This is a genomic window from Micromonospora sp. KC721 (genome assembly GCF_004348355.1).
GTDB lineage: Bacteria > Actinomycetota > Actinomycetes > Mycobacteriales > Micromonosporaceae > Micromonospora.
Genome location: NZ_SMJY01000198.1, coordinates 1 through 11,309 on the forward strand (window position 1 = coordinate 1; position 11,309 = coordinate 11,309).

General features: G+C 72.8%; 11 protein-coding genes. 9 read left to right on the forward strand and 2 right to left on the reverse strand.

Annotated features, from left to right (window positions below; translation table 11 throughout):
• Positions 1-222: 222 nt before the first annotated feature.
• Complete coding sequence (locus tag E1182_RS25305) at positions 223-1,932, forward strand: choice-of-anchor D domain-containing protein (RefSeq protein ID WP_132269762.1); 1,710 nt, start codon at positions 223-225, stop codon at positions 1,930-1,932.
• Positions 1,933-1,981: 49 nt separating this feature from the next.
• Here the strand turns inward: E1182_RS25305 and E1182_RS25310 are convergent, their stop codons facing one another.
• Positions 1,982-3,142 (reverse strand): homogentisate 1,2-dioxygenase, encoded by a 1,161-nt coding sequence (locus tag E1182_RS25310; RefSeq protein WP_132269764.1) that lies wholly within the window; start codon positions 3,140-3,142, stop codon positions 1,982-1,984.
• 116 nt (positions 3,143-3,258) lie between these two features.
• Between E1182_RS25310 and E1182_RS25315 the strand changes: the two genes are divergently transcribed.
• The 8 genes from E1182_RS25315 to E1182_RS25350 all read left to right on the forward strand — a co-directional run bounded on the left by E1182_RS25315 (position 3,259) and on the right by E1182_RS25350 (position 10,132).
• Positions 3,259-4,119 carry a hypothetical protein gene (locus E1182_RS25315; protein ID WP_132269766.1) on the forward strand — a complete coding sequence of 287 codons (861 nt, stop codon included), beginning with the start codon at positions 3,259-3,261 and terminating at the stop codon, positions 4,117-4,119.
• A 156-nt stretch (positions 4,120-4,275) separates the two neighbouring features.
• Positions 4,276-5,472, forward strand: coding sequence for a fumarylacetoacetase (gene fahA, locus E1182_RS25320; protein ID WP_132269768.1), 1,197 nt, complete (start codon positions 4,276-4,278; stop codon positions 5,470-5,472).
• Between the two features lie 155 nt (positions 5,473-5,627).
• Entirely contained in the window at positions 5,628-5,837 is a 210-nt protein-coding gene (locus E1182_RS25325) for a DUF397 domain-containing protein (protein ID WP_132269770.1), read from the forward strand.
• A gap of 118 nt (positions 5,838-5,955) precedes the next feature.
• The gene (locus tag E1182_RS25330) at positions 5,956-6,435 is read left to right on the forward strand and encodes an SRPBCC domain-containing protein (RefSeq protein ID WP_132269772.1); all 480 of its coding nucleotides are present in this window, start codon (positions 5,956-5,958) and stop codon (positions 6,433-6,435) included.
• 160 nt (positions 6,436-6,595) lie between these two features.
• Complete coding sequence (locus E1182_RS25335) at positions 6,596-7,849, forward strand: PQQ-binding-like beta-propeller repeat protein (RefSeq protein WP_132269774.1); 1,254 nt, start codon at positions 6,596-6,598, stop codon at positions 7,847-7,849.
• A gap of 40 nt (positions 7,850-7,889) precedes the next feature.
• A complete protein-coding gene (locus E1182_RS25340; protein WP_132269776.1) occupies positions 7,890-8,423 on the forward strand; it encodes a hypothetical protein in 534 nt (177 codons plus the stop codon).
• 58 nt (positions 8,424-8,481) lie between these two features.
• The gene (locus E1182_RS25345; RefSeq protein ID WP_132269778.1) at positions 8,482-9,024 is read left to right on the forward strand and encodes a hypothetical protein; all 543 of its coding nucleotides are present in this window, start codon (positions 8,482-8,484) and stop codon (positions 9,022-9,024) included.
• Between the two features lie 73 nt (positions 9,025-9,097).
• A complete protein-coding gene (locus E1182_RS25350) occupies positions 9,098-10,132 on the forward strand; it encodes a hypothetical protein (protein WP_207921514.1) in 1,035 nt (344 codons plus the stop codon).
• A gap of 40 nt (positions 10,133-10,172) precedes the next feature.
• Here E1182_RS25350 and hisC read toward each other — a convergent pair whose 3' ends face one another.
• Positions 10,173-11,276, reverse strand: a complete 1,104-nt coding sequence (gene hisC, locus E1182_RS25355; protein WP_132269780.1) for a histidinol-phosphate transaminase — start codon at positions 11,274-11,276, stop codon at positions 10,173-10,175.
• Positions 11,277-11,309 lie beyond the last annotated feature (33 nt).

The following is an 11,309-nucleotide window of genomic DNA, read 5'->3' on the forward strand; positions in this document are numbered from 1 at the left end:
TCCGACATCAGGACATGTTTGGTCGGATGGATGACCCAGGCGGGCGGGCGGCACCCGTACGATCAGCCGTCTCGATGATCGTCGAAGGGAGCCGCCGTGCTGTCTGGTGGCGGGCCACGTGTCCGGCGGCCCAAGGTGGTCGTGGTAGCGGCCACCTCCGCGTTGGTCGCCGCCGGAGTATGGGTTGCCCCACCCGCGTCTGCCGCGTCTGCCCACCATGTCGTGGTTGGCGGCAGCGGGGACGTCTGCACCCAGGCGCAACCGTGCGGCAGGATCGCCAAGGCGCTGGACATCGCCGGCAGCGGTGACCGCATCATCGTCGGACCGGGTACCTATGTCGAGAATCTCGACGTGCCGCCCGGTCTGACGCTGACCATCGCCGGTGCGGGCAGCGGGGCCACGGTGATCAACGGGAACCGGGCCGGCAGGGTCGTTTTCGTGCCGAGCACCTCGAACGTCACGCTGACCGGAATGGGCCTGACCAACGGGTTGGCCATCGGTGGCGGAGCGGTCGAGAACCATGGCACCGTCCGGCTGGAGCGCGTCAACGTCGGCTTCAGCAGTGCGCAGGCCGGTGGCGGCGTCGTCAACGGCGGCACCATGACCATCGCCGACAGCTCGATCCTGTTCAACACCGCCCAATCCTTCGGCGGCGGCATCTACAACGCCGCCAACCTCATCGTCCTGCGCTCCACCATCGCCGGAAACTCGGTCACCAACACGGGTGACCTGGGAGGTGGCGGTGCGATCGCCAGCTACGGCCGGGTCGAGTTGCACGACTCCACCCTCAGCGGCAACACGGCGGCCGGCGGGCACGGGGCAGCAGTCCTGTTGCCCGGGGTGTTGTCGAGCCCTCCGAGGTTCAACGGAGCCCACAACACGATCGTGAACAACAGCGGGACCGCGTTCGAGGCATACGGTACGGAGCCCCTGGTCACGCTCGCCGCCAGCATCCTGGGCGGACACAGCAGCAACTGCCACAACACCCCCTTCCATGGTCGTTACAACCTGATGGACAATGCCAGCTCGTGCGGGCCGGACCCGGCGAACGGCGACGTGATCGGCGACCCACAGGTGGGCGGACTGGCGGACAACGGCGGCCCGACCCCGACCAGAGCGCTGGCCGGGACCAGCCCGGCGCGCAACACCGTACCGGCCGGGTCCGGGCTGTGCGGCGGCACCGACCAGCGGGGTGCCACCCGACTGTTCCTCTACGCCGACTCTTGCGACATCGGCGCCTACCAGTACGCCGCGCCCCCGCCGAAGGTGAATCTGGACCCTGCCGGCGGGGTCCACTTCGGTGACCAGAGCCTCGGGTCGAGCACCACCCGCGTGGTGACCGTGCGCAACACCGGCGGTCGGCCGCTCGGCCTCGCCCGGATCAGCGTCGCCGGCACCGGCTTCGCCCTGGCCTCGACCACCTGCCAGGCGGCGGGCGCCGCCGTGCCGCTGCCCCCCGGGGCCGACTGCACGATCAGTGTCTCGTTCACCCCGGCCGCCGTCGGGGCCCAGCAGGGCACGCTGACGCTGGCCGACAACGACGGCGACACCCAGGATCCGGTCGGCGCCACGCAGACCGTGCCACTGAGCGGCACCGGTCGGGGGGCCGTCCCGGTGGCCACCACACCGCCGAGCAGCACCGGATCCACCAGGGTCGGCGGCGTGCTGACCGTGCAGCCGGGCAGCTGGACCGGCGATCCCACGTCGTACGCGTACCAGTGGCAGCGCTGCACCAGCCAGGGCACCGGATGCACGGCGATCGGCGGCGCCACCGCCACGACGTACCAGCTCACCGGCACGGATGTGGGCTCCCGAGTGCGGGTGCAGGTCATCGCGTCGAATACCCACGGTGCTGGGGTTCCCGCCACGTCCCGGGCCACCGGCGTGGTGTTTCGACCATCCCGCCCGATCCGCGGCGTGCTCACCCGGTGACCGGCAGTTGGCTGTCGGGGCGCCCAGGTGGTCGTCCGGGCAGATCGAGCTAGCGTGCCCAGGTCCAGGCGTACCCGTCGTCCTCGCACTCGACGGCGGCGTCGCAGAGATCCAGCGGGCGGAACGTGTCGACCATGACGGCCAGTTCGTCGAAGAAGTCGACCCCGATGGCCCGTTCCGCCGCGCCCGGCTGCGGCCCGTGGGTGAAGCCGGACGGGTGCAGTGAGATGGAGCCCTGCCCGATGCCGGAGCCGCGGCGGGCCTCGTAGTTGCCGCCGGTGTAGAAGAGCACCTCGTCGGAGTCGACGTTGTGGTGGTGGTACGGCACCGGGATGGCGTCCGGGTGGTAGTCCACCTTGCGTGGCACGAACGAGCAGATGACGAAGTTCGGGCCCTGGAAGGTCTGGTGCACCGGTGGCGGCTGGTGGATCCGGCCGGTGATCGGCTCGAAGTCGTGGATGGAGAACGCCCACGGGTACAGGTGCCCGTCCCAGCCGACCACGTCGAAGGGGTGGTGGGCGTACACGTGTCTCGTCCAACCGCGACGGTGGCGGACCAGCACCTCGACGTCGGTGTCGTCGACCAGCAGCGGCGCCTGCGGGCCACGGATGTCCCGCTCGCAGTAGGGCGAGTGCTCCAGGAACTGGCCGCGTACCGAGAGGTAGCGCTTGGGTGGGCCGATGTGCCCGGTCGCCTCGATCACGAGCAGCCTCGTGGGGGCGTCGCCGGTGGGGACGAGCCGGTGCACGGTCGAGGTCGGGATGATCACGTAGTCGCCGGCGACCGCGTCCAGCACGCCGAAGGTGGACTCCACCCGCAGGGTGCCGGCCTCGACGTAGAGGCACTCGTCACCGGTGGCGTTGCGGTAGAGCGGGGACGGCCGGTCGGCCAGCACGTACGCGATCCGTACGTCGTCGTTGGCGAGCAGGTGACGGCGGCCCAGGACCGGGTCGGCACCGGCGCCGTCGAGCTGGTGGGTGCGCAGGTGGCGCGGCTTGAGCGGCAGGTTGGGCACCCGGGTGACGGCCGGTGGGGTGAACTCCTCGGCGGCGACGAGCGCGGTCGGCGCGTGCCGGTGGTAGAGCAGGGACGAGTCGGAGGAGAACCCCTCCTGGCCCATCAGCTCCTCGGTGTAGAGGCGGCCGTCGGGTTGGCGGAACTGGGTGTGCCGCTTGCGGGGCACCTCGCCGACGCTGCGGTAGTACGGCATGTGGCCTCCCGATCCCGTCCCGTCGCCGTTCCGGGTGCGCCGACGACCACCCGGTGGCGTCCGATAATCGGACGCTGTTGTCCGTTCCTTGACAGCGTCCCGTAGATTCTTGTGTCGTGTCAACGCAGGTGCCCCGCCTCCTCGCCGGCCTGGTCGACGACGCCGCGGTCTTCCCGCCCGGCAGTGCGTCCCTGCCCGACGCGGCCCTGACCCATCGCACCCACCGCGACTCGTGGTACGCCGACCTGGTCGGCCCGCTGCTGGTGCCCGCCTCTGCGGTCGCCGCCGGTGAGTTGAGCGGCCTGGTCAGCGACGGCTTCGTCGTCGGGCTGATCGGCGACACCGGCATCGAACGGTTGCCCTTCGCGCTGTCGTTCCTGCCGCCCGACGGCATCACCGCGCGACAGGTGGAGGTGGCGGTCGCCAGGCGTGGGGAGGACCCGCAACCAGGCCTGGCCGCGCTGCTCGCGCTCGCCGAAGGGCTGGCCGGCGTCGACGTCTACGCCGAGATCCCGCTGAGCTTCGGGCTGATGGGGGCGCTCGACACGCTCGCCGGGGCGCGGGCCGCCGGGCTGCCGGTCGCCGCGAAGTTCCGCACCGGCGGGCTCGCCGCCGAACTCTTCCCCACCCCGGCCGAACTGGCCGCGGTGATCTGCGCCTGCCGCGACCGCGACCTGCCGTTCAAGCTGACCGCCGGGCTGCACCACGCGCTACGCCACCTCGACCCGGAGACCGGCTTCACTCACCACGGCTTCGGCAACGTGCTGGCCGCCACCCTCGCCGCGGCCGAGGGCGCCGACCTGGCGACGGTCGCCGTCCTGCTCACCACGGCCGACCCACGGCCGCTGGTCGAGGCGGCCCGGGCCCGGCGCGACGACGCGCGTCCGCTCTGGGTCGGCTTCGGCTCGTGCAGCATCCTGGAACCACTGACCGATCTGATCCGGCTGGGGCTGGTGAACGGGGGAGACGAGGAATGAGCGAGCGTGGCGAGCGAGTCGGCAGGCTCAGCGCGGTGGTGCCTCATGACGGCACGGAGCGCAGCGGAGTGCCGGCATGAGCGAGCGTGGCGAGCGAGTCGGCAGGCTCAGCGCGGTGGTGCCTCATGACGGCACGGAGCGCAGCGGAGTGCCGGCATGAGCTGGGTGACGGGCGCGGACGGCTCGCCGTACGGGGTGACCAACCTGCCGTACGGGGTGTTCCGGCACGGCGGGCGGGAACCGCGCATCGGCGTACGGATCGCCGATCTCGTGCTCGACCTGGCCGGCGCCGAGGCCGCCGGGCTGGTGCTCGCCGCCGGCGCCCTGGGCCGGCCCACGCTCAACGACTTCATGGCGCTGGGCCGCCCCCAGTGGACGTCGGTACGGCAACGGATCGTCGCACTGCTCACCGACCCCGCGCACCGTGCGGCGGTGGAGCCGTTGCTGGTCCCGCTCGACGAGGTGGAGCTGCTGCTGCCCATCGAGGTCGCTGACTACGTCGACTTCTACTCCTCCGAGCACCACGCCTCGAACGTCGGCCAGATCTTCCGGCCCGGCCAGCCGGCGCTGCTGCCGAACTGGAAGCACCTGCCGATCGGCTACCACGGCCGGGCCGGCACGGTGGTCGTCTCCGGTACCCCGATCGTCCGCCCCACCGGGCAGCGCGCCACCGGGCAGGGCCCGACGGTCGGCCCCTGCGTCCGCCTGGACATCGAGGCCGAGGTGGGTTTCGTGGTCGGCGTACCGAGCGCCCTGGGCACCCGGGTGGCCACCGCCGAACTCGCCGACCACGTCTTCGGTGTGGTGCTGGTCAACGACTGGTCCGCCCGGGACATCCAGGCATGGGAGTACCAGCCCCTCGGGCCGTTCCTCGGCAAGTCCTTCGCCACCTCGGTCTCGGCCTGGGTGACGCCGCTGGACGCGCTCGCCGACGCGTTCGTGCCGGCCCCCGACCAGGACCCGCCCGTGCAGGAGTACCTGCGCGACATCCCCCATCTCGGCCTCGACCTGCGGTTGTCGGTGGAGTGGAACGGTGAGCGGGTGGCCGAGCCGCCCTTCGCCGCCATGTACTGGACGCCGGCCCAGCAACTCGCCCACCTCACCGTCAACGGCGCGTCGCTGCGTACCGGCGACCTGTACGCCTCCGGCACCGTCTCCGGGCCGCAACGTCACCAGGTCGGGTCGTTCCTGGAACTGACCTGGGGCGGCACCGAGCCGGTCACGGTCGGCGGTGAGACCCGCACGTTCCTGGCGGACGGCGACACGGTCACCATCCGGGCCGCCGCTCCCGGGCCGGACGGCACCACCATCGCCCTGGGCGAGGTGACCGGGCGGATCCTGCCGGCCCGCTGACGGTCCTTCCCGCACGGTCGCACCCGCTGTCCGACCGGCGGTCGCTCCTGCCGCGTTTGATCCACCGGATTCCCGTCGTCAGTCGCGCCACGCCACCCGCTGGTGGCGTGGCCGTCGGTCGGCGTGGCACATCGCAGCGGACAGGAGGTACGAGCATGAACGATCTCGCGGGCGCCGTCTGGCGTACCAGCAGCCGTTCCAACGACCAGGGGCTCTGCGTGGAGGTGGCGGACAACCTCGCGCGCACCCGCGGTCTGATCGGGATCCGGGATTCCAAGGACCCGGACGGGCCGGCGCTCGTCGTCGGCCCGCCGGGCTGGACGGCCTTCGTCGAGGCGATCCGCCTCGGCGGTTTCCGCCCCTGAGCAGGGTACGGGGAGATCGCGCCGGTGCCCGTCCGGGCACCGGCGACGGAAATTCCGCCGCCCGACTCCCGCGCGGGGCACACCCACCGTACGGTGGACGACACGGGAGGTGCTGCCCATGTCGACGGTCACGGTCACCGAGTTCATCGAGGCGCCGGCCGTCGATGTCTGGGCTTGTCTGGTCGACCTGCCGGCCCGGGCGGGCTGGCTGCGCACGGTCGGCGGTGTGGAGCCGCTGACCTCGGAGGGGTTCGGCCCGGGCACCGCCTGGCGGGAGATTCGCACCCGCCCGGACGGGGGCGAGCAGGCGGAGGAGTTCGTGGTACGCGAGGCCGAGCCCCCGCACCGGCTCGTGCTCGGCTCGCCGGGCATCGGGGTGGACTACCGGATCACCTGGACGCTGCGCACCATCCGTCGGCGTGGGCGGGGCTGCACGGCGGTCACCGTGGAGCACGAGGCGGTGCCGGCTGCGCCGTACGGCCGGGTGATGGCGCTGCTCTTCGGCGGGCTGGCCGCCCGGGTGGTCGAAGGGGCGATCCGTCGCGACCTCGCCGAGCTGGCCGCCGCCGTCACCGCCGACGACGCGGCGGCAGCCTGAGCACCGCCGCGTGATCGACTCCGTTTGCGCCGGGTTGTGCTCTCCGGCATCGGCGACACCGCGATGTGGCGCAGGCGGAGTCGATCATGGACAGGGCGCACCCGCGACCTGACCGGTCTGCGCGGCGGGAGCCTGGGTAGGGTGCCGGGCGGAGGTGCGCATGGGTGTCCCGAAGGGCCGGCGACGGATCGTGGCCGCCGTGGCGGTGCTGCTCGGCGTCGCGGCGACCGCCGGCATCGGCTATCGCGTGCTCGCACCCGCCGAGGTGGTCACCCCCGCCCGCGGCGACCTGTCGCCGCTGGTCACACCCGAAATCGGGGTGGTCGGGCGGCTGCCCGTCGCGCCGCTGGTCGTCGAGGGTCGACTCCGGGTGTACGCGGCCCAACGCCAGGTCTACGCCGACCAGCCCGCCGACCGGCGGTACCGGGTCACCCCGTTCTGGTCGTACCGGCGGTGGCCGGCGCAGCTCAACGCGATGCTGGCCAGCGACGCGACGGTGGTCACCCGCTGGTCGGACGGGAAACTGGTCGCGCTGGACGGGCGTACCGGAAAGGTGGCCTGGCGGGCCGACGGGCCACCGCCCGGCGCGGGGTTCACCGCCCGACGCACCGGGGCGGCCGTGGTCTGGGATCCGCGTGGTCTCTTCACGGCGACCGGATCGGACGGCCGGACCGTGCTGGTCGCCGCCGGTGCGGGGCAACTGCGCGGATACGCCGTCGCGGACGGCCGCGAACTGTGGCGGGCCGGCGGAGACGCCGGCTGCCGCGCCGCCCTCGGGACCACCGCCGCCGGGCGGGTGCTCACCCTCGACTCCTGCGCGGCGCCGGCCACGGTGGAGTTCCGCGACGTGTCGACCGGCGCCGTGCTGACCCGGTGGCGTCCCCCGGACGCCGGGGCCGAGTCGACCGTGACGCCGGTGGGCTGCCTGACCCCGCGCTCGGAGTGCCGGGGGCTGCGCACTGCCGGCTTGGGCGACGGGGCCGGCCGGGGCTGGCTGGTCGGGGCCGGTGAACCGGTCGCCGCGCCCACCCTGGACGCCGGAGGCCGGGCGCTCGTCGGTGAGCTCGTGGTCGGCAGCGACGGTCCGGTGCTGAAGGGTTGGGAGGCGCGTACCGGCAAGCGACGCTGGCAGCGCGGTGACCTCGGGCCGGTGCGGGTGCTGGCGGTCACGCCCGGCCGGGTGTACGTGCTCACCGAGGAGCGGGACCTGGTCACCCTGGATCCGACGACCGGGGCGCAGCGGTCCCGGTTCCCGCTCACCGTCGGCCGGGACGGAACATCCTGGGAGCCCGGCCTGGCGTACGCGGCGGACGGGTACCTGGCGGTGGAGCGGCTGCGGGAGCGGGCCGGACCGGACGACGACGACCAGGCGTACTTCCTGATGTCCGAGCCGGTGGTGCTCGCCGCCACCTGACTTGCCGATAAAACGGACATTAGCCTCTATAGTCACTCTTGTGCGTGTATTGCCAGTCCTGCTTGGTCCGCTGTTGCTCCTCGGTGGAGCGCCTCCGCTCGACGCGGTGGCCGCTCCGCGCGTCAGGGCGCTCTCCCTGGTCGAGGGGCTCGGCATCGCCGTCCCGGCGACGGTGAACCTGGGCACCGGTTTTGTCGGCGGTACCCTCGCCGGTCCGCTCGGCACCGTCGAGGTCACCGACTTCCGTGGCCCGCTCAACCCGAACGTCTGGGTCGTCACGGTCACCGCCACCGCCTTCGTGGCCGGCGCGGGTGGCGCGCAGCGGACCATTGCCAACGGGCGGGTCTCCTACTGGTCCGGGCCGGTGGTGCGGGCGAACGGGGGCGGGGTGCTGGTGCCGGGGCAGCCGAGCCAGGCGCAGGCGGTCACACTCGGTGTGCCCCGCGAGGCGTTCCGCAAGGCCACGGGCAACGGCAACAACACGGTGTCCTGGGTGCCGTCGGTGCGGATCGCCATCCCGCCCGACGTGATCGCCGGCACCTATCGCGGCACCATCACCCACTCTGTCGCCTGACGGGTTATTTGTCCACATTTGATCTCTTGGTGGCGTTGTGTCATCTAACGTCACGGGCATGAGGAAGCCACTCTTTACCTTGATCGCCGCCGGGGCCGCCGTGGTGGCCCTGGCCTCGCCCGCCGCCGCCGCGCCGACAGGCGACACCGTCGTCACGTTCACCGTCGCCACGGCGAATCTGAACATCAGTGTCCCGGCGGCGGTGAACCTCGGCTCCGCCTTCGCCGGCAACACGATCACCGGTGAACTCGGCAACGTCACCGTGACCGACAGCCGCGCCGCGCTCAACGCCACCTGGACGGCCACCGTCAACGCCGGCGCCTTCACCACCGGCAGCGGCAGTCCGGAGGAGACCATCACCCCGAACCTGATCGAGTACTGGTCCGGCCCGGCCCTGGGCACCACCGGCACCGGCACCTTCGTTCCCGGCCAGCCCAGCCAGTCCGACGCCGTCACGCTGAACCAGGTGCGCGTCGCGTTCTCCAAGACCTCCGGCAGCGGTAACAACTCCGCCACCTGGGCACCGGACATCCGGATCAGCATCCCGACCACCGCGGTCGGTGGCACCTACTCGGGGGTGATCACCCATTCGGTGGCGTGACCCGGCGTACGCCCTGGCCCTGGCCCTGACCGTCCTGGTCACGGCCGGGGCGCCGGCGTACGCCACAGAACCCGTGAACGGCCGGCCCGGCGTGCTCACCGATCCCGGCCGGCCGGAGACCGACCTGCCGGAGGTGGGCGGCGAGCACGACCGCTCCCACCGCCCGCACCGACCCAGCGCGTCGCCGAGCCCGGACGGCCCGTCCACGTCGGTGGGGATCCGGCTGCTGGACGCCCCGGTGAACCGGCGCGACGACACGCGGGCGCACAAGTACATCGTGGACCACCTCCACCCTGGCACGACGATCAGGCGACGGGTGGTCGTGAAGAACCCCTCCAAGATCCCCCGCGACGTCGCCCTCTACGCGGCCGCCGCCGACGTGACCGGCGACGGCTTCGTTTTCGCGCCCGACCGCACCGAGAACGAGCTGAGCAGCTGGATCAAGGTCACCCCGGACAAGGTGCGGCTCGACCCGGACCAGGAGACCGAGGCGCTGGTGACCATCGAGGTGCCGGAGAAAGCGGAGGCCGGCGAACGGTACGCGGTGGTCTGGGCGGAGGTGTCCGGCGTCGACGAGGCCAACATCCGCAACATCGGCCGGGCCGGCATCCGGGTCTACCTCTCGGTCGGCCCCGGCGGGGAGCCGGTCTCCGGCTTCGAGATGGGGCCGCTCACCGGTGGCCGCAGTCCGGAAGGCGACCCGTACGTCACCGTCGAGGTGCGCAACACCGGCCGGCGCGCCCTGGACCTGGCCGGCGAGCTGTGGCTCACCGACGGGCCGGGCGGGCTCTCGGCCGGGCCGGTCAAGGCGGAGGCCAGGACGCTCCCGCTCGGCGGCACCGCCGTGGTCCCGGTGCAGCTGGACCGGCGACTGCCGGACGGCCCGTGGGCGGCGAAACTGGACCTGGCCAGCGGCTGGACCAAACGAACGGCCACCAACCTGGTCAGCTTCGGCCCGGTGCCGGCGGCCGCCGCCACCGAGAACGACGACCGCACCGACCGGGTGCTCACCGGCGGCCTGGTCACCTCGGGGCTCGTGCTGGCCCTCTTCGCGGCGTACGCCTACCGCCGCCGGGCCCGCTTCCGGCAGCCGGTGCCCGCAGCCTGAACGCCGGTCCGCCCGCTCACGGGCGGACCGGCGGGACCGGTCACGCCAGCGCCGACCCGGCGACGGCCAGGAAGGCGTCGTTCTCGGCCGGGGTGCCGATGGTGACCCGTACCCCGTCGCCGGCGAACGGGCGGACGATCACGCCGCGCGCCTCGCAGGCCCGGCCGAACTCCACCGCCCGCTCGCCCAGCGGCAGCCAGACGAAGTTGGCCTGGCTGGACGGCACATCCGGGAGCAGCTTGCACAGCGCCTCGGTGACCCGGTCCCGCTCGGCCACGACCAGCGCGCAGCGCCGCCGCATCTCGTCGGCCTGGGTCAACGCGGCCAGCGCGCCGGCCTGGGCGGCCAGGCTGGTGGAAAAGGGGGTGACCACCTTGCGGACGGCGGCGGCCACCCCCGGGCTGGCGGCCATCCAGCCGATCCGCAACCCGGCCAGGCCCCACGCCTTGGACAGCGTGCGCAGCACCACCACGTTCGGCCGGTCCAGGTAGGTCAGGCCGTCGGGCACCGCCGGATCGGTGACGAACTCGCGGTACGCCTCGTCGAGCACGACGAGCACGTCCTCGCCGACCGTGTCCAGGAAACGGTCCAGTTCGGCCTTGCGTACCGCCGTGCCGGTGGGGTTGTTCGGGTTGCAGACCAGCACCATCCGGGTCCGGTCGGTCACCGCCGCGGCCATCGCCGCCAGGTCGTGACCGTGCCCGACGTCGTTGGGCACCCGTACGCTCGCCGCGCCGCTGGTCGCCGCGATGATCGGGTACGCCTCGAACGAGCGCCACGAGTAGAGCAGTTCGTCGCCGGGCAGGCAGGTGGCCCGGACCAGGTGCTCGGCCAGCGCCACCGATCCGCAGCCGGTGGCGATCCGTTCGGCGCCCACGCCGTACCGCTCGGCGAGCGCCCCACGCAGGGCCACCACGCCCATGTCCGGGTAGCGGTGCGAACCGGCGACCGCCTCGGTGACCGCCTCCACCACACCGGGCAGCGGCCCGTACGGCACCTCGTTGCTGGCCAGCTTGATCGCCTCGGCCAGGCCCAGCTCACGGGCCAGATCGGCCGGGCTGCGGCCGGGCACGTAGCTGGGCAGCGCGTCGAGGTCGGCGCGGGTCAGCCGCAGCGCGGGCTGGTGACGTCCGGTGTCGGTCATGGGGTGTCTCCCGGGGGGTCGGCACGGTCGGTC